The organism is Aggregatibacter kilianii (assembly GCF_003129965.1).
Lineage (GTDB): Bacteria > Pseudomonadota > Gammaproteobacteria > Enterobacterales > Pasteurellaceae > Aggregatibacter > Aggregatibacter kilianii_A.
On sequence record NZ_NRCJ01000003.1, the window covers coordinates 20,709 to 42,370 of the forward strand.

At 43.7% G+C, this 21,662-nt stretch carries 19 protein-coding genes; 6 read left to right on the plus strand and 13 right to left on the minus strand.

The features are described from left to right. Positions 1-9 precede the first annotated feature (9 nt). The 3 genes from oppB to ubiD all read right to left on the minus strand — a co-directional run bounded on the left by oppB (position 10) and on the right by ubiD (position 4,327). Positions 10-930, minus strand: coding sequence for an oligopeptide ABC transporter permease OppB (oppB, locus tag DK430_RS02675; protein WP_109077580.1), 921 nt, complete (start codon positions 928-930; stop codon positions 10-12). A gap of 99 nt (positions 931-1,029) precedes the next feature. Beyond that, a complete protein-coding gene (locus tag DK430_RS02680) occupies positions 1,030-2,655 on the minus strand; it encodes an ABC transporter substrate-binding protein (RefSeq protein WP_109077581.1) in 1,626 nt (541 codons plus the stop codon). A gap of 205 nt (positions 2,656-2,860) precedes the next feature. Next, positions 2,861-4,327: a 4-hydroxy-3-polyprenylbenzoate decarboxylase gene (gene ubiD, locus DK430_RS02685; RefSeq protein ID WP_109077582.1), complete on the minus strand. Its 1,467-nt coding sequence runs from the start codon at positions 4,325-4,327 to the stop codon at positions 2,861-2,863. 116 nt (positions 4,328-4,443) lie between these two features. Between ubiD and smpB the strand changes: the two genes are divergently transcribed. Beyond that, entirely contained in the window at positions 4,444-4,926 is a 483-nt protein-coding gene (gene smpB, locus DK430_RS02690) for an SsrA-binding protein SmpB (protein ID WP_109077728.1), read from the plus strand. A gap of 67 nt (positions 4,927-4,993) precedes the next feature. Here smpB and DK430_RS02695 read toward each other — a convergent pair whose 3' ends face one another. Continuing rightward, positions 4,994-5,425, minus strand: a complete 432-nt coding sequence (locus tag DK430_RS02695; RefSeq protein ID WP_109077583.1) for a MarR family winged helix-turn-helix transcriptional regulator — start codon at positions 5,423-5,425, stop codon at positions 4,994-4,996. Positions 5,426-5,567: 142 nt separating this feature from the next. Between DK430_RS02695 and DK430_RS02700 the strand changes: the two genes are divergently transcribed. Next, positions 5,568-6,428 (plus strand): ABC transporter six-transmembrane domain-containing protein, encoded by an 861-nt coding sequence (locus tag DK430_RS02700; protein ID WP_109077584.1) that lies wholly within the window; start codon positions 5,568-5,570, stop codon positions 6,426-6,428. A 63-nt stretch (positions 6,429-6,491) separates the two neighbouring features. Here DK430_RS02700 and DK430_RS02705 read toward each other — a convergent pair whose 3' ends face one another. The 6 genes from DK430_RS02705 to rplU form a co-directional block, all read right to left on the minus strand. Next, entirely contained in the window at positions 6,492-9,833 is a 3,342-nt protein-coding gene (locus DK430_RS02705; RefSeq protein WP_109077585.1) for a DEAD/DEAH box helicase, read from the minus strand. 229 nt (positions 9,834-10,062) lie between these two features. Further along, on the minus strand, positions 10,063-11,238 hold the full coding sequence (gene cgtA, locus DK430_RS02710; protein WP_109077586.1) for an Obg family GTPase CgtA: 1,176 nt from the start codon (positions 11,236-11,238) through the stop codon (positions 10,063-10,065). Between the two features lie 36 nt (positions 11,239-11,274). Further along, on the minus strand, positions 11,275-12,192 hold the full coding sequence (locus DK430_RS02715; RefSeq protein ID WP_109077587.1) for a DMT family transporter: 918 nt from the start codon (positions 12,190-12,192) through the stop codon (positions 11,275-11,277). Between the two features lie 85 nt (positions 12,193-12,277). Beyond that, the gene (locus DK430_RS02720) at positions 12,278-13,210 is read right to left on the minus strand and encodes a DMT family transporter (RefSeq protein WP_109077588.1); all 933 of its coding nucleotides are present in this window, start codon (positions 13,208-13,210) and stop codon (positions 12,278-12,280) included. A gap of 61 nt (positions 13,211-13,271) precedes the next feature. Continuing rightward, positions 13,272-13,529: a 50S ribosomal protein L27 gene (gene rpmA, locus DK430_RS02725; protein WP_005539872.1), complete on the minus strand. Its 258-nt coding sequence runs from the start codon at positions 13,527-13,529 to the stop codon at positions 13,272-13,274. Positions 13,530-13,549: 20 nt separating this feature from the next. Further along, positions 13,550-13,861, minus strand: a complete 312-nt coding sequence (rplU, locus tag DK430_RS02730; protein WP_005695431.1) for a 50S ribosomal protein L21 — start codon at positions 13,859-13,861, stop codon at positions 13,550-13,552. Between the two features lie 265 nt (positions 13,862-14,126). Between rplU and ispB the strand changes: the two genes are divergently transcribed. The 3 genes from ispB to DK430_RS02745 are packed head-to-tail and all read left to right on the plus strand — an operon-like array spanning position 14,127 to position 16,774. Continuing rightward, the gene (gene ispB, locus DK430_RS02735; RefSeq protein WP_162616801.1) at positions 14,127-15,098 is read left to right on the plus strand and encodes an octaprenyl diphosphate synthase; all 972 of its coding nucleotides are present in this window, start codon (positions 14,127-14,129) and stop codon (positions 15,096-15,098) included. A 12-nt stretch (positions 15,099-15,110) separates the two neighbouring features. Then, positions 15,111-16,022: a restriction endonuclease gene (locus DK430_RS02740; protein WP_109077590.1), complete on the plus strand. Its 912-nt coding sequence runs from the start codon at positions 15,111-15,113 to the stop codon at positions 16,020-16,022. Positions 16,023-16,039: 17 nt separating this feature from the next. Next, positions 16,040-16,774, plus strand: coding sequence for an epoxyqueuosine reductase QueH (locus DK430_RS02745; RefSeq protein WP_109077591.1), 735 nt, complete (start codon positions 16,040-16,042; stop codon positions 16,772-16,774). 15 nt (positions 16,775-16,789) lie between these two features. On the opposite strand, the gene DK430_RS02750 is transcribed toward DK430_RS02745, so the two are convergent. Continuing rightward, complete coding sequence (locus tag DK430_RS02750; RefSeq protein WP_109077592.1) at positions 16,790-17,965, minus strand: FAD-dependent oxidoreductase; 1,176 nt, start codon at positions 17,963-17,965, stop codon at positions 16,790-16,792. 152 nt (positions 17,966-18,117) lie between these two features. On the opposite strand from DK430_RS02750, the gene miaB reads away from it, so the two are divergent. Continuing rightward, positions 18,118-19,542 (plus strand): tRNA (N6-isopentenyl adenosine(37)-C2)-methylthiotransferase MiaB, encoded by a 1,425-nt coding sequence (miaB, locus tag DK430_RS02755; protein WP_109077593.1) that lies wholly within the window; start codon positions 18,118-18,120, stop codon positions 19,540-19,542. A gap of 63 nt (positions 19,543-19,605) precedes the next feature. Here the strand turns inward: miaB and priC are convergent, their stop codons facing one another. Beyond that, on the minus strand, positions 19,606-20,172 hold the full coding sequence (priC, locus tag DK430_RS02760) for a primosomal replication protein PriC (RefSeq protein WP_109077594.1): 567 nt from the start codon (positions 20,170-20,172) through the stop codon (positions 19,606-19,608). Between the two features lie 61 nt (positions 20,173-20,233). Next, positions 20,234-21,586, minus strand: a complete 1,353-nt coding sequence (locus tag DK430_RS02765) for a Na+/H+ antiporter family protein (protein ID WP_109077595.1) — start codon at positions 21,584-21,586, stop codon at positions 20,234-20,236. Positions 21,587-21,662: the final 76 nt, after the last annotated feature.

Sequence of the window (21,662 nt, forward strand, 5' to 3'; positions counted from 1 at the left end):
GTGGCTTCCTTAATAACGAATTTTCGGATCGATTACGGCATATAAAATATCGACTATCGCATTAAATACGATGGTCAGCGTACCCACTAAAATAGTGAGGCTCAACACCAGAGAATAATCGCGATTGAGCGCGCCGTTAACGAAAAGTTTGCCCATGCCGGGTAAGCCGAACACGGTTTCGATCACCATGGAGCCGGTAATAATGCCGACAAACGCCGGCCCTAAATAAGTAATTACCGGTAGCAGGGCAGGGCGGAGCGCGTGTTTTAGGATAATGCGGGAGGTGGATAACCCCTTTGCCTTGGCGGTGCGAATAAAATTGGAATGCAGCACTTCGATCATGGAACCGCGCATAATCCGCGCAATGCCTGCCACATAGCCGATGGTTAGGGAGGCTACGGGTAGCAGAATGTAGCTTAATGCACCGTCATTCCAGCCGCCCGCAGGCAACCAGCCCAAAGTGATGGCAAACAGCAATACGAGCAATGGCGCAAAGACAAAGCTCGGCATGATGACGCCGACCATAGAACAGCTCATGAGGATGTAATCCCACCTGCTGTTTTGCTTTAGCGCGGCAATCGTACCGGCGGCAACACCCAGTGTTACCGCAAAGAAAAAGGCGATAGTGCCGATTTTTAATGACACGGGAAAGGCGGTGGCAATTAAGTTATTCACCGTTTGATCTTTATATTTAAAAGACGGACCGAAATCCCCTTTGGCCAAGTTTTTTAAATATAAAAAATATTGCGTATGCAACGGTTCGTTCAAGTGGTATTTGGCTTCAATATTCGCCATCACTTCAGGCGGATAGGCGCGCTCCGAGGTGAACGGGCTACCCGGTGCAAGCCGCATCAGAAAAAAAGAAAAGGTTATCAGAACAAATAATGTAGGTATCGCTTCCAACACGCGTTTTAAGATAAACTTAAACATGAAATTGCCCCAACGTATTGATAAAATACGGACGTAAAATCAAAAATAAAATAAAGTGCGGTCAAAAAATTCATTGAATTTTCCGACCGCACTTTTTGATTAATGTTTAATAATATAAAGGTTGCGTAACAAAATGGTGTCTTGCGGATCTTTGCCGGTGTAGCCTTTAACATAAGGCTTCACTAAACGCGGATTCACATAGTTATACACCGGAACGACGGCAAAATCGTTTGCCAGAATTTCTTCCGCTTTAGCGTAAGCCTGCGCACGACCTTTTTCATCGCTGGCAAGATAAGACGCATCAATGGCTTTGTCGTATTCCGGGTTGTTGTATTTCGCCGTGTTGTTACTGGAGTTGGATAAGAAATAGTTACCGAAGGTGCTGGCTTGGTTATAGTCCGCGCTCCAACCTGCACGCGCCAAGTCATAACGTTGTCCGCGACGGTTATCGATGTAAGTTTTCCATTCCTGATTTTCCAGTTTCACATCCACCAAACCTTTGGTATTGGCTTTCCACATAGAGGCGGCGGCAATCGCCACTTTTTTGTGGTTTTCATTGGTGTTATAGAGAATCGTGAATTTTAACGGATTGGCTTTGCTATATCCCGCTTCTTCCAAAAGTTTAATGGCTTCTTCATTACGTTGCGCCATCGGTTCTTTACTATAAGCCGGTTGTTGAATCAGCTCGCCTTCGGCAATGTAAGTCGGTGTAAAGACATAGGTCGGTGTTTGGCCTTGTCCTAACACTTTATCGGTGATCACATTACGATCCAAGGCTAAGTTAAGCGCTTTTCTAACGCGAATGTCGTTGAACGGCGCTTTGGTGTGATTGATTTCGTACAAGTAAGTTGAAAGCGTTCTGGCAGTGAAGACTTCATCCGGAATCTCTTTTTTCAACTTGGCAAATTGTTCCGGCGGCAGGGCATAGTTGGTAATGTCCAAATCGCCTGCGCGATAACGCGCCACGTCGGTACTGGAATTTTCAATGGCTAAGAAAGTGGCGTTGTTAATTTGCGTTTCTTTGTCATTCCAATATTGCGGGTTACGTTCAAATTCGATTTTTTCATTAATCACATGATTTTTTAATTTATACGCACCGTTTCCGACGATATTCTCTTTTTTCACCCAAGCATCGCCGAATTTTTCTACCGTTTTCTGCGGTAACGGTAACAAGGATTGGTGCGTAGTTAAGCCCACGGCATAAGGCACAGGGTTGCTGGTGCGCACTACAAAGGTGTGATCGTCTTTAGCTTCCACACCAAGTTCTTCGGGCTTTTTCTTGCCGTCGATAATATCTTGGGCGTTTTCAACTTGAAGATAATCTAAGAAACTGGCGTAAGGCGAGGCAGTTGCCGGTGTCACCAAACGACGCCAGGCGAAGACGAAATCATTTGCCGTCACAGGTTCGCCGTTTGACCATTTAGCATCTTTGCGCAGGTGGAATGTCCAGGTTTTGTAATCCGGTGTGTTTTCCCAGCTTTCAGCGACACCGGGAATTAAATTGCCGTCGGAATCGGTTGTTACTAAGCCTTCAAATAATTGATACGCCACTTCGGCTTCAGGAATCCCCTCGGTTTTATGCGGGTCAAAACTTTGCGGTTCGGAACCGTTATTGATCACGATATTCTGGGTTTCTGCAAGTTGTGTTCCTTCGGGTACTTTGGCGGCATAAACGCTACAAGACAACGCGAGCGCAATGGCTGAGACAAGTAATTTTTGTTGCATTTGAATCTCCTTGTTGTGAGCAATGAATTATCGTAAGAGTCTGAAAAAGGATTTATCGCAAAATCCTTATTTTGTAAAGATTAATTAACAAAAAAGGACGATTTATTTGTTTTTTCGTAAAAAAGAACGAAATAAAGCCGGAAAATTATGTTTTATTTAAAAAAATCCCGCTTTTTTAAAGCGGGAAATCAAGTTAATTATTTGTCTAAAGGATGTTCAAACTTTCCCAAATCTCATCAATGCGTTTTACCACCTCAGGATCTTTTTTAATGGGCGTGCCCCATTCACGTTGGGTTTCGCCCTGCCATTTATTGGTGGCATCCAAGCCCATTTTAGAGCCCAAGCCGGCAACCGGTGAGGCAAAATCCAAATAATCGATCGGCGTATGTTCAATCAGAGTGCTGTCGCGGGCGGGATCACAGCGGGTGGTGATCGCCCAAATCACATCTTTCCAATCGCGAATATTTACATCCTCATCGCACACAATCACAAACTTGGTGTACATAAATTGACGCAGGAACGACCAGATTCCCATCATTACACGCTTGGCATGACCGGCATATTGCTTCTTGATGGACACCACGGCAAGACGATAAGAGCAGCCTTCCGGCGGCAAATAAAAATCGACGATTTCCGGGAATTGTTTCTGCAAAATCGGGATAAACACTTCATTTAACGCTTCGCCGAGCACCGCAGGTTCATCGGGCGGGCGTCCGGTATAGGTGGAGTGATAAATCGGGTCACGACGCATCGTGATGTGGGTGACGGTAAACACCGGGAAATATTCCTGTTCGTTGTAATAGCCGGTGTGATCGCCGTAAGGCCCTTCCAGTGCGGTCTCCTGCGGATCAATATAACCTTCCAACACGATTTCCGCGCCCGCCGGCACTTCCAGGTCATTGCTTATGGATTTCACGACTTCGCTTTTATTGCCGCGCAACAAACCCGCAAAGGCGTATTCCGATAAACTATCGGGAATTGGTGTCACGGCGGCTAAAATGGTGGCGGGATCAGCGCCTAATGCTACGGAAACGGGGAACGGCTCGTTCGGGTGTGTTTCTTGCCACTCCTGAAAATCCAACGCACCGCCGCGATGGGAAAGCCAGCGCATAATTAATTTATTTTTGCCGATCAGTTGTTGGCGATAAATGCCCAGGTTTTGACGTTTTTTATGCGGGCCTTTCGTGATGGTTAACCCCCAAGTAATGAGCGGCGCGACATCATCTTTCCAGCAGTGCATAATCGGCAGCTTAGATAAATCCACCTCATCGCCGCTTAACACAATTTGCTGGCAATCCGCTTTGTTTAAGACCTTGGTGGGCATATTCAACACTTGTTTGTATTGCGGCAACACTTGCCACAATTCTTTGAAGCCTTTCGGCGGTTCGGGTTCTTTCAAAAATGCCAGCAATTTGCCGACATCACGCAAGGCGGAAACGTCATCCTGCCCCATGCCCAACGCCACTCTTTCGGGCGTGCCGAAAAGGTTGCACAGCACCGGAATATCAAATCCTTTCGGATTTTCAAATAACAGCGCAGGGCCGCCGGCGCGTAAAGTGCGGTCGGAAATTTCCGTCATTTCCAAATAAGGATCGATTTCCTGCGTAATGCGTTTAAGCTCGCCCCTTCTTTCCAGAAGCGTCAGAAAATCGCGTAAGTCTTTATATTTCATGCTGTAACCCGTTTTACCAATGATGGGCGCTATGTTATAGCAATCCGGCGGGTTTTGCTATCTTTGTGCGGATTCGGTAGAATGAGCCCCAATTTATGTTTAATTTCCAACAAAATATGACGAAGAAAAAAGCAAAAGTCGGTTCCAACACCATTGCGCTGAATAAACGCGCCAGACATGATTATTTTATTGAAGACGAAATTGAAGCTGGGCTTGAATTGCAAGGCTGGGAAGTAAAATCCATGCGCGCCGGCAAAGCGAATTTAAGCGACAGCTATGTGATTTTCAAAAATGGCGAAGCCTTTTTATTCGGCGCGACCATCCAACCTTTAAGCGTGGCATCCACACACATTGTGTGTGACCCGACCCGTACCCGCAAATTATTACTGAATAAACGTGAACTGGATTCCCTATTCGGCAAAGCAAACCGCGACGGATTTACGCTTATCGCCCTTTCTTTATATTGGAAAGGCGCTTGGGCGAAAGTCAAAATCGGCTTGGCAAAAGGGAAAAAACAACAGGATAAACGGGAAGACATTAAAGAACGCGAATGGAAAGTGGCGAAAGAGCGGATTATGAAAAACGCGCGAAGAGGGTAGTGTTCTCTCGCGGGGAATAAAAAGTGCGGTCATTTTGAAAAACGTTTTTTAAAATGACCGCACTTTTTTATTTATTCATCTCCTCCCGACAAACGGCGCTAAATTCCGCCATTAAGGCAAAAAGCTGTGCCGTTTTTTGCTTGCCGAATACCTTAAATGCGCGATCAACCGCGTCTATTGTTGTGCGATAAATCGGTTCTGCCTGCTGTTTGCCCGATTCCGTTAAACACATAATTCGCTCGCGTTTGTCCGTCGGGCTTGGGTAAAATTCAATCCAGCCTTTTTCACGGAATTCTTTGCAAATGTTAAACACCGTCTGTTTTGGCATATACCACTCATCGCCAATCTGCTTTTGCGTACATTGCCCGTTTTCCGCTCCCGCTAAGCTATACAGCACGGCAAAGTAGTTGTAATTCATGGCGAATGTCCGCTCAACCCAACTATCCAACACATCATCAATTTCCGAAATGTGTTTGCCGAGTAAGTCAAAGTTATTCATTTTTATCCTTTCGCGTTTTCAAATTTTGCTCATTCTATCACGTTTAAAATACAAACATAGTCTTAAAATTGACTTGATTTAGTTATTTTTAAGACTATAATTTGTTGTATTAGTAAAAATTAGGACTTCTTAGAGGTGAAAAGTGGAACAACTCAATTCCAATGCGTTGGAGAATATTAAATCTATTGCGAAAAATAACAAAAAGAGGCTGTTTTATACCTTTAGTTTGGTAACGCTAGAGAACGTTCTCTTTATTACTTACCCGGTGTTCGGCAGTTTTGCAGTGAATGCGATGATAAGCGGGGATGTGTGGAGCTCGCTCAGTTATTCGCTGTTGGTGATCATTATTTGGGGAATCGGGGCGGCTCGCCGAGCGGTGGACACTCGTGCTTTCGCCCGCATTTATGCGGAACTTGCCGTACCGGTGGTATTAAGCCAGCGGGAAAAAGGCTTGGATACTTCGGCGATTACGGCGCGTGTGGCACTTTCCCGTCAATTCGTGGATTTCTTTGAACAACATTTACCCACGTTGATGATGTCCGGCTTTTCGATTATTGGGGCTGCGGTAATGTTGTTATTTCTGGAATTTTGGTCGGGCGTGACGGCTTGTTTGATTTTGTTGTTCTTTGGTTTGTTACTACCGAAATACGCCAAAACCAACGATTTGCTCTATTTAAAATTGAACGACCGCTTGGAAAAAGAAGTCACCGTCATTGAGCAAAAAGATCATTATCACTTAAACAAACATTATGATTGGCTGGCGCATTTACGCATTCGTTTATCCAATCGCGAAGCGGCGGGTTATTTATGGATTGGTGTGGCATCGGCGATTTTATTCGGTGTCACCGTAGTCAATCTCGCCACCACAAAGGGGGTACAAGCCGGGCACATTTATGCCGTTATCACCTATCTTTGGACATTTGCCATGAGCCTTGATGATGCGCCTAGGTTGCTTGAGCAGTTTTCGAATTTGAAGGATATTGGGAAGCGGGTGGAGGTGTGATATAAAAACAAGCGGTGATGTTTATAACAAAATGCCCAACTTCACCGCTTGCTTTATTCATCTTTACTTAATTGCACCAACTCTCTGTTTTAGTCCTTCCAAAAAATTTTCTGCTTCAATAACATTATTGAGTACGGGGACCGCCTTCTTGAAACATTCATATTTTTCTTTCCAAACATAGTAATCGCCAATGATAAAGAAACGATCTTTCGCTCGTGTTGCGGCGACGTTTAATAAATTCGGTTTACTGACTAATGGTGTCGCTTTACCAATATCTGAGCTATTTCGTCCCAGAACAAGTAATACAATGCTACTTTCTTTACCTTGAAATGTATGTACTGTTCCTACATTTTTCTTTACCCAATCATTGCTATCCACTCCGAACTTCTGCCATAACTTCTTATTTTTCTTAAGATTTAAACGAATATTCTCGCACATCCCTTTAAACGGGGAAATAATATATACGGGAGGTAATAATTTATCTTTATAACGCTGAAGGCAAAGCTGGCGGAAAATATGCGTGACTAATTCAACCTCTTTTTCCTCTTGTTTTTCACCTTCTGAGAGGTGAATCCATGCACTGTTTTCCATTAACCAAGGATCTCTGTCTGGTAATGTATTATTTAAACCAAACGCCATTTTCCCTTGATAAGCAATACGGTTAGAAATGGAAAACATAGGTTCTAAACAGCGACGATGTACACGTAGTGGACTACCTATCCAAGTTTCTTTTTCTTCCCCATCTAAATTTAAATTTGCACCATAAGGATTTGCTTTATCAGCTAAAACTTGTACTGATGTTTTATGTGGCGATACTTCAAAATCAGCTTTGATTTTGCTTGCATTAAGTAAAATATCCGTCAATTTTTCAGGAGTTGTAAATACTGGTTCGATTTGCAATGGATCACCTACTACTACGGCATTTTTAGCACGCCATAATGCACCTACGGCGGCCTGCGGAATAGCTTGCCCTGCCTCATCGACAAATACCCATCCTAGGCTTTTGGCTCCCAGATAACGAAATAAAAAGCCAAAAGAGACAAAGGTTGTGGATGCAACCGGAACCATCATAAATAGGCTTTGCCAAATTACAGAGGCGACCTCTTCAACTTTATGTTGTTCACCTTGAAGTTGTTTACCTGAGATAAGGTTGTTTATTGCCCAAATATTGGCTTTAAATCCATAATCCATACTCTCTGCAATCCAAGCTTCGTGCAGAACTAATGCTGCTTGGAATAATTCGGCACGCTTTTGATTTAGATTCTCATCAGACCAAAAACCACTAATCTGCCATTGATCTTGCTCTAAATCTTCAAGCATATTTGTAGGTGTTTTAACTTTGTTTTCTTTGAAAATATCACTGCAATGTAATTCTTCTTTTAGCTTAGTGAGTTCTTTAAGTAAATGTTGTTTTTCTTCTTGATTTTTTTGAGCCTGTAATAAGCCACTTTCAAAGTTGATTTTAAGAGCGCGTTGTGTAGCTTGCGCCCTATTATTACTTTCAATTTTTTCTAAGTAAGCTTTATTTTTCTGAGGGCAAAATAACGTAATGAAGTAATTAGGCTTACGTAGCTCGATCAACTCTCTTTCTTGTTTCAATGTTTCAAGTTCGGAAGTCGTACGCCCAACTCCTATTTTGGCAAGTTGAATATCTTGTTCAAAATTGCATTTTTCTAGTTCATACCAACTCAAAACTGATTGCATATAGCGAGTTAGTTTTTCTATATGTTGATTAACTGCATTCCTCTTTTCTAGAAATTGTTTTTTTGCATCATAAAAACTTAAATTTGAATATTTTTCTCCCCAAGAAAGAATGCTGTCATAATAATTAGGTTTATCTTTTTCTATTTCCTCATCAGGATTATTGATAAATTGATCAATAAAGAATTCTCGTTTATCTTTTCTTCCTAATATACAAGCGATAAGTCCCCAAGGCGATTGTTTAGGTTCAAGCTCAATATATTTTTTTTGTTTTTTTTCTTTCTTACAGGCAATTACATTTCTTGCTACAGTTTGTAAGTAAGTGATTTTAGGTTGTTGAGCTTCATCTTGCCAATTTTTACCCAAGGATTTTACTTGAGGTAGTTCTTCGGAAATATTTTGGACTGCCGCATTATTTGATGAAGTAACGACCATTTCATAACCAGTAAGATTGTCTTTTAAAACAGACAAATGAAAAGTCGCTTTGCCGAAGTTAACTTTGATTTTCTCTGTTTTAAAGGTATTTTTTACACTAGAGTATTCAGCTAATACAGAGGCTCTACGCACAATATTTTCAGCAAAAATATCGCGCAACAGGGTAGTTTTTCCTGTTCCCGGCGGACCATTTACAGAAAAAAGAGATTGGCTTTGTTGTTTTTTGTCCAACTCTTTGAAAATGGTATTGATAGCAAATTGTTGCATCAAACTCATATGATGAGTATTTTCACTGAACCAATGTCCACGATTAATATATTCAGGCTTTAAATTTTCAATAATGCACTCTTTGCCTGCTAAAGAGTTATATAAATCAATACGTTTGTATTCCTTTGAAAGGTAGGAAAATAGAGGAGAACTTACTTCCCCCTGCTGTTTACCCACTTGAATAACTTTTGCAATATCGCTTGCAAAGAAACTATTTAAAATAGAAATTTGAATATGTTCAACTTCAACGACAAACGGAGGAATATTAGAAGAGTTGTTATCTTTTTTAACTTTTCCTTTTTTAGGATATAAATAAAACAAGGGTAGTGTATCAATGTTGGTTTGGAAGTTCATCCATCTCATAACTACGTCAATAAGCTTTGCTACATTTTGTCCATTTAGAGGAGGAAACGGATTTTCTTCTGTTACTTGTAAAGCAATATTGGTTCTCAAAAATTCAGCAAGCTTGTCTTTTAGCAATCTCATTTCACTATCAAACCTATCAAAATCAAGACAACTCAGATCTCCGTCATATTTGCGAATTTGCCCGATTGCCCATGGTGCTGTGGAAACTTCGATATTACCTGACTTATAGGGGTCTAAGCGCCCAAATTCATCTAAGTTAATCCGAGCGCAACAACTTAACCCTTTTCCATCGACTGACTGAATACTATCTCGTACATTACCAATAAAACGAACATTATCGCTACTATCGTCTACATCTAGCAGTTCTTTTAATTGTGCCGATAATTCATCTTTATTATAAACACCAATAAAAAGCTCAAATCCGACAACAGCATCATCTTTCTCTTGGTAAGGATTAGACCATAACTGTTTAATTGGCAAAGTTTCAACTTGATGAGAATGAAAAGGTTGGTAAATTTGCTTTTCTTTTTTAATCTTCGATAGGGCTTCTTGCAAATCATAAGGAAGAAAAAATTCAATCTTATGCCAAAAGTCTAAAATTGCGATTTGGTCTTGTGTCAATGTGTGCTGTTGCATTTAATAACTACCTGAATGTATTTAGATTTCTTATTTTATGCATTCGTATAGTTAGTAGCAAGCAGAAAGCCTGAACGATATGCATTATATCGTTATGATGTAATAGCATATCGATAGTTCTCCAATTTGAAGGATATTGGGAAGCGGGTGGAGGTGTAGTCGCTTTTATTTATAAAAGTGCGGTCACAAAATTCACTGGATTTTGTGACCGCACTTTTTTTACATCAGATTAAGGTTTGTAGATAATTTCCACGCCTTCCTCATCTTCTTCCGACCAGTCGTCCCAGTCATCGTCTTCTTCATCGTCAAACTCGGCGTTTTCCAGTTGTTCTTGGTGGTAGTCTTCCCACTTGAATTTGACTTCTTCGTTTTCCACCGGCGTTTCTTCCGTTTCGCGAGGATGGGCTTCTAAGAAATCCATAATGTCGCGGCACAGTTGCGGCACGTTTTTGCCGGTGGCGGCGGAGATTAAATAATAGTCTTCTTCCCAGCCAAGACGTTCGGTGATTTCTTCTGCGCGCTCACGGGCTTCTTCATCGCTCATGGTGTCGATTTTGTTGAACACTAACCAGCGCGGTTTTTCCGCTAGGGATTCGCTGTATTGGAACAATTCCGATTCGATAATCGCCACGTTATCCGCAGGATCGGAGTCGTCAATCGGGTGGATGTCCACCAAATGAATTAACACGCGGCAACGTTCCAAATGTTTCAGGAAGCGAATACCCAAACCGGCGCCTTCCGACGCGCCTTCAATCAAGCCCGGAATATCGGCGATCACGAAACTACGATTGTCGTCCACTTTTACTACGCCTAAACTTGGCACTAAGGTCGTGAACGGGTAGTCGGCAACCTTCGGCTTGGCGGCGGAAACGGCGCGGATGAAGGTGGATTTACCGGCATTCGGCAAACCGAGCATACCCACGTCGGCAAGCAACATTAACTCTAACAATAAATCCCGTTTTTCCCCTTCCGTACCCATGGTTTTTTGGCGCGGCGCGCGGTTGACGGAGGATTTAAAGCGGGTGTTGCCCAGCCCGTGATAGCCGCCTTTGGCAACCAATAATTTCATGCCGTTTTTGGTTAAGTCGCCGATAACTTCCTGCGTATCGTTGTCGATGGCGCGGGTGCCGACCGGCACACGTAAAGTAATGTCTTTACCGCGATGACCGGTGCAATTTGCACTGCGTCCGTTTTCGCCGCGTTCGGCGGCAAAGCGCTTTTCAAAACGGTAGTCGATAAGGGTGTTCAGGTTTTCGTCGGCGATCAAATAAACATCCCCGCCGTCCCCACCGTCCCCCCCGTCCGGGCCGCCTTTCGGGATATATTTTTCACGACGGAAACTGGCACACCCGTTGCCCCCGTCACCGGCTTCGACACGAATCAAAGCTTCATCAATAAATTTCATTTCATTTCTCCAAAATACTGAAAATTTGCACCGCACTTATGGTCGGGATGGGAATAACTTGTGCCCGATGGCGGATAAAATTGCCCCGCATACTACAATAAACGCGCCGATATAGCTAATAGTATTTAGTTCCGGAGCGGCAAAATCGGCAGGGGCGAAATAGTGCGCCATGTGGGCGAATAAAATGGTAAATAAAGGCACGAGGGTGATAACTACGCTGACTTTTGACACTTCCCATCGGTTTAAAGCTTCAGCATAAGCACCGTAGCCGAACAAAGTGTTTAAGCAGCAGTAAATAAAGCAACCGAAGGCAAATGGCGTCAATTCCTGGACTTGTGAAAATTCGGCAAAGGGCGTGAAAACCATGGCGCAGCCGAAATACATCATGAATAAAATTTGTTGTGCGCTGAATTTTCTGAGCATGAGTTTTTGTGCCATACCGTATGCTACCCACACAAGCGCGGCGCTGATGCTGATAAGCACGCCGGTGGAATAGGTGTTCAGTCCGCTAAAAATGTCTAAGCGATCGTTGAAAAATAAACCTAAACCGATGAGTAGTAACACCAAGCCGATTTTTTGGTGTAAGCCCAGCTTTTCTTTAAAGACAAGTACGCCGCAGATGAGCATACCGAAGGAGGATAAATGGATAAAAATTTGCGCCACGGAAGGCTCGATATAATTTAACGAGCTGTTAAATAAGAAAAAATTTCCCGCTAATCCCATTACGCCGATAATTGCCAACCCGGCAAAATAGCCAAGTTTGGAGAAATCGGGCAAGGCTTTTTTATAAGCGAGTAATAGCAAGAGGGCGCAAGTCGCCACAACAAAACGATACCAAACAATGGTTTGCGCATTCATCACCGTGACGACCTGTTTTAAGGCAATCGGCAGGGAGCCCCACGCCATGGCGGTAATCAATGCAAAAAGGAAACCTAACAGGGGTTGTTGTTTCATTTATCTTCCTTTAGTTTGGATATTTGTCTCTAAAAGTGCGGTTGTTTTTTCCAACGTTTTACGACTATACGGGAAATTATTCATGTTAGCGAATTTTGCCAGCAAAAATACCGGGCAATTTGTACCCTACCACGGAAAGGAGTGCGCCGGATACCACCACAATAGCACCGAGGTAGCTTATCCAGTTAAGGGGTTGGTCAACAAATAGTTGCGGATAAAAGGACGTTAAAATTTCAGTAAAAATAATGGTAAAAATCGGAATTTGCGTCATGATGGCGCTCACTTTTGACACCTCCCAGCGATTCAACGCTTCGCCGTAAGTGCCGTAAGCGATAATGGTATTCAAGCAACAAAAAATCAGACAACTTAGCTGAAAGGTGTTTAATTCTGTTACCTGTTGAATATTTGCCAGCGGCGTAAAAATCAAGGTGCAGCCGAGGTAAATCATCAACAAAATTTGTTGCGAACTGAAACGGTTTAACATGAGTTTTTGCGCCATGCCATAAGCAACCCAGCAGGAACTGGCACATAAAGCAATGATAATGCCTTTGAAGTAGTCGTTTAGTTGCAAAAAATCGTTAAAACGTTGGTTGAAGAAAAGGCCTAAGCCGATGAGTAAAATGACTAAACCGATTTTTTGGTGCAACCCAATATGTTCTTTAAAGACAAAAACACCGGCAAACAGCATGATAAATGAAGACAGTGGACTGAGCACTTGGCTGCTGGTGGGCGGAATGTACTTCAATGCCAGATTAAATAAGAAAAAATTGGCTGAAAGACCAACGATTCCCAGAATAATCAAAATTAAATAACGCTGACGAAGTGCGGTGGGTTTTGGTAGCTTTTGCGTCAAGCCCAATAAAATGAATAAACCGATAGCCGAGGTGATAAAGCGATACCACACGATAGTTTGAGCATCCATCACCGCTACCACCTGTTGTAACGCAATAGGTAATAAGCCCCACATACAAACGGCGGTTAAGGCGAGTAAAAAACCGGCTAAAGGTTGTTGTTTCATTGTTTCACTTATAAAAAAAGCCCCGCATGAAAGCAGGGCATTTTATTCTGTTTTAGTAAAATTATTCGGTAACGATACTTACGTATTTACGGCTTTTCTCGCCTTTTACTTCAAATTTTACTTTACCATCAGCTGTCGCGAATAAGGTGTGGTCACGTCCCATGCCAACGTTGTTGCCTGCGTGGAATTTAGTACCACGTTGGCGAACGATGATGCTACCTGCTAATACAGATTCACCACCGAAACGTTTAACACCAAGGCGTTTAGCTTCAGAATCACGACCGTTACGAGTTGAACCACCAGCTTTTTTAGTTGCCATCTACTTGATCTCCTCTGAAATTATGCTTGAATCCCAGTGATTTTCACTTCTGTGAACCACTGACGATGACCTTGTTGTTTACGGCTGTGTTTGCGACGACGGAATTTAACGATTTTAACTTTATCGCCACGACCTTGTGCAACTACTTCAGCCACTACTTTCGCGCCGGCAACGACCGGTGCACCGATTTTAACATCTTCACCATTAACGACCATCAACACTGAATCAAACTCAACTGTTGCGCCAGTTGCAAGTTCAAGTTTCTCTAAACGAACCACTTGACCTTCGCTTACTCGGTGTTGTTTACCGCCACTTTGGAAAACTGCGTACATAAATACTCCGCTATAATTGTGCTCTAATGTTGTTTCATTTCGCACATAAAATTCATATAAATAGGGCGCAAATTCTACGGAAATTTTTAGGGGATAGCAAGAATTTATTTGCGGGAAAATAAAAAAATTCGCAATTTCGGCAGTTTGATTTCAGAAAGCCTGAAAAATCAGGTAAAATCCACCGCACTTTACTTTTTCGTTTCACCAAGACCTGATTTTATTGGTTTTAATCAGTCGAATTAACAAAATGAATACAACAAACTTAATGGATATGCAGGCAATCCAGGCGTTAAGCCACGCGGATATGCAACAAGTCAACGAATCAATTTTAGCCCAGCTGAACTCCGATGTGGTGTTAATTAATCAGCTGGGTTTCTACATCGTGCAAGGGGGCGGTAAGCGCATTCGTCCGCTGATTGCCGTGTTGGCGGCAAGAGCGTTGGGCTTTGCAGGGCAACAAGCCATTACCTGTGCGACTTTTGTAGAATTTATTCACACCGCTTCTTTATTACATGATGATGTGGTGGATGAATCCGATATGCGTCGCGGGCGTGCCACGGCAAACGCGGAGTTCGGCAATGCGGCAAGCGTGCTGGTGGGCGATTTCATTTATACCCGCGCTTTTCAGTTAGTTGCTCAACTGGAATCCCTGAAAATTTTACGCATTATGGCGGATGCCACCAACGTACTTGCGGAAGGCGAAGTACAGCAATTAATGAACGTAAATGATCCGCAAACCAGCGAAGAAAATTACATGCGGGTGATTTACAGCAAAACCGCCCGTTTATTTGAAGTGGCGGCGCAGGCGGCAGCCATTATCGCCGGTGGCAATGAGGCACAGGAACAGGCATTACAGAATTACGGCCGTTATCTCGGCACCGCGTTTCAGCTTGTGGATGATGTATTGGATTACAGTGCCAATGCTCAAGCTCTCGGCAAAAATGTGGGTGATGACTTGGCAGAGGGGAAACCGACACTGCCTTTGTTACACGCCATGCTCCATGGCAACCCGCAACAAGCCGCGTTAATTCGCGAAGCCATTGAGCAAGGCGGAAAACGCGAAGCCATTGATGAAGTGTTAGCGATTATGGCAGAACACAAATCCTTAGACTACGCCATGGATCGCGCCAAACAGGAAGCGCAAAAAGCCGTGGATGCGATTTCCATTTTGCCAGAAAGTGAATATAAGCAGGCGTTAATTTCCTTGGCGTATTTGTCGGTAGCTCGATCTTATTAAGGAGTTAAAGATATGTTATTTGAAGATATGAGCCGAAGCCAACAAGAACGTATACTAATGCCTATTCTACTAAAAACTTTGCAAGAATTAGGAGGGCAAGCAACAAGAAATGAGATAAAAAGTGAACTTCGAAATTCTGATGTGATTTCAGAAGAAGCTATTGATAAAACACGCCCCGCTAAAAACGGAAGTTCGTATCGCCCATTTGATTTTGTTTTTAATTTTAGCATCACGAATCTTGAAATGGCTGGTTTTCTCACTTGCCCCAAAAGAGGAGATGTTCAACTAACAACAAAAGGGATTATGCAAGATCTCGCAAAGCTGAATATTGATAAAGATATTTATGTTTATTCAAATGCTGAATGGAAAAATCGAAGTAAGAAAAGTAAAAAAACTAAAATTAATGACCCTAAAATCCTATTCGAAGAATTAGACACCGTAGAAGAAACAGATCCTAGCGAAACTTGGAAAGAAGAATTAAAACAGGCATTGCTGAAAATGGAACCGAAGAAATTTGAAGCGTTTTGTCGCGCCCTAGTCAGAAAGATGGGAGTTGAAATTGATAGTAGCCTTGGTGTTTCAGCAACAAGAGACGGTGGGATAGATGGATTTGGCTACACAATTTCTGATGATTTCAGGACCACTCGTGTAGCAATTCAAGCAAAACGCTGGAATGAAAATCAAGTGATCGGCTCGCCTGAAATTGATAAATTTCGTGGAGCAATGGATAAGTTTAGAGCGGAATATGGTATTTTTATTGCGACTACTCGTTTTGCCAAAGATGCATATATCAATGCAAAAAATGAAGGAACAAGAACAATTACTCTAATTGACGGTAATAAAATTATTGAGTTGGTTGAAAAATATCAATTATATATGACACCAATTACAACCTATCAATTGGGTGATTTCTATAAAATTTAATTTATTATTTAAAACAAATGATAGAACAAACTCAATCTCCTAAAAGTGCGGTCAATTTTCCGAACAAAACCCGCAAACAAAAACCGCGTAAAGATCCCAATGCGCCTTTTATTCGTGAAAAACTCGAGCTGCCTGAAGGGCACAATAAATTGCTTTTACACTCCTGCTGCGCGCCTTGCTCGGGCGAAGTGATGGAAGCGATTCTTGCCTCTGGTATTGAATTCACCATTTATTTTTATAATCCGAATATCCATCCGCTTAAAGAATATTTGATCCGCAAAGAAGAAAATATTCGCTTTGCGCAAAAATTCGGTATTCCGTTTATCGACGCCGATTACGATCGCCAAGAATGGTTTGATCGTGCCAAAGGTATGGAATGGGAGCCGGAGCGCGGCATTCGCTGCACTATGTGTTTCGATATGCGTTTTGAGAAAGCCGCCGAATATGCTCACGAGCACGGTTTTCCGGTGTTCACCAGTTGTCTTGGCATTTCCCGCTGGAAAGACATGGATCAAATTAATGGTTGCGGTCATCGTGCGGCGGAAAAATATGATGACGTGATTTATTGGGACTACAATTGGCGCAAAGAAGGCGGTTCGCAACGCATGATTGAAATCAGCAAACGCGAACGTTTTTACCAACAGGAATATTGCGGCTGCGTGTATTCCCTACGCGACAGCAATAAATGGCGTGAACAAAGCGGGCGCCAGAAAATCGAAATCGGTAAACTGTATTATTCGCCGAATCACTAAGTCAGTAACGGCAGATCAAAATCCCAGCGCGTAACGCAACGCCTGTTTTTTCAGTATCGGGGTTTTATCTGCCGCCGCCAATGCCAAATTGCGCAACACTTTTAAAGGCAAAATGTCTTCCTTAAAGGCTTTATAGAACAAATCCATGCCCGATTGCATCAGTAAATTGTCGGTTTTACGTTTTTGTTGGTAACGTGCCAGCACCGTATCATCGGCGATATTTTCCTGATGTTGCAGCGCAGAACGAATCACTTCAATTAATGCCCTCACATCTTTAAAACCGAGATTTACCCCCTGTCCTGCCAGCGGGTTGATGGTGTGTGCCGCGTCGCCCACCAACACGATGCCCTGATGAAAATACTGCTGTGCGTGGCGGCGGGTGAGCTCAAAACTGTTGGCATTTTGCACTTTCACTTTGCCTAAACGCGCCGGAAACGTGTGTGCAATCTGTTCCGCCAGTTTCTCTTTGCTCATTTGCTTTAATTCGCGAATGCGTTGCGGTGCGTCATACCACACCAAACAGGCTTGATTGCCTAATAACGGAAGAAAGGCTTTGGGGCCGGAAGGCATAAATTGTTGCCAAGTAATATCCTGCTCACCCAGTTCTGTTTCCACCAGAATCAACATGCAGCTTTGACGATATTGCCAGCCCGTCAAACCGATACCCGCGATGTCACGCAATTGGGAATTGGCGCCGTCGGCGGCGATAACCAGAGACGCTTCATAACATTCGTTGTTGGCTAAAAAACACTGCCAATTTTGACCGCACTTTTGCATGGATTGAATGGCAACGTTGGTACTGGTTTGGAGATTCGGGTAGGCGGCAAATGCTTGCCATAAACCCAGTTGAATCAGATTGTTTTCGATCATAAATCCCAATTCCGGCAGGTTAAGATCCCGGCTTTCGAAACGGGTGGAAAAGCCTTCGATTTCCCAGGTTTCCAGAGTGCGGTAAGGATTGAGGCGCATTTTTTCGATGTATTGCCAGGCTTTCAGCTGTTGCAATAATTTCACCGACGCGGCGCTGATGGCGGAAATGCGTAAATCGTAAGGCGCGTCGGGAGAGAATTCGGGCAACGGGGCGCGTTCAATGACTTGAATCTGTAAACCCAGCTCCGCTAAACCCAGGGCGCAAGCCGCACCAATCATGCCGCCACCTACTACGATAATATCTTTTTGAATTGCCGTCATTTTTCATTTCCTGCCGATGTAAACCGGCGTTTATTCTACCCCCAACAGGTAAAATTCTAAAGAAAATCTGCTTTTTAACTAGCCAGAAAAAGCGCAACTCTGTAGAATAGCCAGTCAATTTTTATGAATCATTAGAGTAAATTTTAGCCAATATGACGCAAAAACTACATATTAAAACTTGGGGCTGTCAGATGAACGAGTACGATTCATCTAAGATGGCGGATTTATTGCACAGCACGCACGGCTTGGAACTCACCGAAGTGCCGGAAGAAGCGGATGTGTTGTTGTTAAACACCTGTTCCATTCGTGAAAAAGCGCAGGAAAAAGTGTTCCATCAATTAGGTCGCTGGAAAGAATTAAAGAAAAGTAATCCGAATTTATTGATCGGCGTGGGCGGTTGCGTGGCATCGCAAGAAGGTGAACATATTCGCACCCGTGCGCCTTATGTGGATATTATTTTTGGGCCGCAAACCCTGCACCGTTTGCCGGAAATGATCAACCAAATTCGTGGCGGCAAAAGTTCCGTGGTGGACATCAGCTTCCCGGAAATCGAAAAATTTGACCGCTTGCCGGAACCCCGTGCGGAAGGTCCGACCGCCTTTGTTTCCATAATGGAAGGTTGCAATAAATACTGTACTTACTGCGTGGTGCCTTACACCCGTGGTGAAGAAGTGAGTCGTCCGGTGGATGACATTTTATTTGAAATCGCGCAGTTGGCAGAGCAGGGCGTGCGCGAAGTGAATTTGCTCGGTCAGAACGTAAATGCGTATCGTGGACCGACTTTCGACGGCGACATTTGCACCTTTGCCGAATTATTGCGTTTGGTGGCGGCAATTGACGGCATTGACCGTTTGCGTTTTACCACCAGCCATCCGATTGAATTTACCGACGACATTATCGACGTGTATCGCGATACGCCGGAATTGGTGAGCTTCCTGCATTTGCCGGTGCAATCCGGTTCCGATCGTGTGCTGAACATGATGAAACGCGGTCATACGGCGATTGAATACAAATCCATTATTCGCAAACTGAAAGCGGTGCGCCCGCATATTCAAATCAGTTCCGACTTTATCGTCGGCTTCCCGGGCGAAACCAACGAAGATTTTGAGCAAACCATGAATTTAATCGCGCAAGTGAATTTTGACATGAGTTTCAGCTTCATTTACTCCGCGCGTCCCGGCACGCCGGCGGCGGATTATCCTGATGACGTGAGCGAAGAAGAGAAAAAACAACGCCTGTATTTGTTGCAACAACGTATTAATAATCAGGCGGCACAATTTAGTCGCGCCATGTTGGGGACGGAACAGCGCGTCTTGGTGGAAGGTCCGTCGAAGAAAGACATTATGGAATTGACCGGTCGTACGGAAACCAACCGCATCGTGAATTTCCAAGGCACGCCGGATATGATTGGTAAGTTTGTGGATATTAAAATCACCGATGTTTTCACGAATTCCTTGCGTGGTGAAGTGGTGCGCACCGAAGACCAAATGGGGCTGCGCGTGTTGCAATCGCCGCAAATGGTGATTAACCGCACCCGTAAAGAAGATGAGCTCGGTGTCGGACGCTACGTCGGCTAATCAGCTCTTAAGAAACTAAAAAACCTCGCGATGTCCGGCGAGGTTTTTTATTTCTGTTTTTCCTTATTTCTGATTTTCTATGAAAACCAAATATTCTTCTAACATTTCAATGGCTTCTAAACAGCGGGCGCGGCGTTGCTCCAACTGTGCCAGTTTTTGTTTATCAAACGGCAGTCCTGCCCGTTGTGCTTTTTTCGCCTGATCCTGTTCAAACTGAATTTTTTCATTAAACGCAGCTAAATAGTCATAATATTTTGCCAAGCGTTCACGCGGCGGCAGGCTGTGCACGGGGTGATGACGTTTATCCGTACGTTTGTTTTCTTCTTTGGTATGAGCGGAAAAGATCCGCGTATTTTGTTGCTGGCGGGTTAAGGCATCGGAAAGTGCGGTGCATTGCGCCGACAGTTTTTGCGTGTAAAACTGCCATGCTTCAAGATTGTCGCTTCCAACCTGTTCAAGCTGAGAGAACGTCTGCTCGATTTGCTGAAAATAAAACGCAGTTTTCTGCCAGTTTTCGGTAAACAGATTTGCCGAAAATTTGGCATAAAGCGTTTCTTCCTTTTGCGCCTCATAACGCGCAAAGAAATGCTGAAGGCTTTGTTTAAGGTGTTGAATGGAAATCTTGTTCATAGGCGTAGGGAAGAAAAGTGCGGTCGAAAATTTAACTGTTTTTTTGACCGCACTTTTAGGCTTATAGATACATGGCGGCAATCCAGCCGAAGACTAACAACGGAATATTGTAGTGAATAAAGGTCGGCACCACGGAATCCCAAATGTGGTCGTGTTTACCGTCCATATTCAAGCCGGAAGTCGGTCCGAGTGTGGAGTCGGATGCCGGTGAACCCGCATCACCCAACGCGGCTGCAACGCCCACGATGGACACGGTGGCAAGCGGGGAGAAGCCGAAAGATAAACACAGCGGTACATAAATGGAGGTGATGATCGGCACGGTAGAGAAGGAGGAACCGATTCCCATGGTGATCAGCAAGCCGACGAATAACATTAAGAAGGCGGCGACGCCTTTGCTTTGAACTAAGCCGGTGCTTAACACATCTACTAATTCTTTTACGCCGCTCGTGGTGTTAATCACATTGGCGAAGCCGGAAGCGGCAATCATCACAAAGCCGATCATTGCCATTAAACGCAAGCCTTGTTGGAAAATGTCGTTACTTTCTTTGAGTTTGAAAATACCGAAAGCGGCGAAGATAACTAAACCGACCAAACCGCCGATAATGGTGGAACTGGTGACTAATTGCACGGTGAAGGTGGCGACAATGGCGATTAAACTGGCTAAGATTTGTTTCGGTTTAATGTCGGCGACGTGTTGTTCAATATCCTGAGCAGTCGGCTCGGCGGTCATCACCACATATTCGCGTGGTTTGCGGTAAGTGATAAACACGGCGGTTAATAAGCCCAAAATCATGCCGATAACGGGAATGGTCATCGCCAATGACACTTCGCCCACAGTCGTTTGTAAGCCCAACGGACCGCCCACGGTGTTGATATTTTTTACCAGAATGCTTTCAATAAAGATTTTCCCGAAGCCTACCGGCAATAACATATAAGTCGCGGTTAAACCGAACGTCAGTACACAAGCGACGGCACGGCGGTCAATTTTCAGTTTGTTGAAAATGGCGAGCATCGGCGGAATAACGATTGGAATAAAGGCAATGTGCACCGGCAATAGGTTTTGGGATGAAATGGCGAACAGCGTTAAGATGCCGAGCATGGCATATTTGAACATGGCGAGGCTGTTTGCGGTGGGCACTTTATTCATGCGGGTGATGATTTTGTAAGCGATTAAATCCGTAATGCCGGATTTGGAAATGGCGATAGCAAAAGCACCGAGCATGGCGTAGTTCATGGCAACTTCGGCACCGCCACCAAGCCCGCCGGTAAAGGCTTCGATGGTTTTGGTTAAGCCTAAATCGCCGACTAAACCGGCGGTTAAGGCGGAAACGACCAATGCGATGACCACGTTAATGCGTAGCAAACTGAGCGCCAGCAAAACGACGATCGAAATGACAACAGGGTTGGTTAACATGTGTTTATCCTTGTAAGTTAAGTTGTTGACAATTTACTAGAAAAATAAAATTTGTCGAATGAAATCACGATCTTTT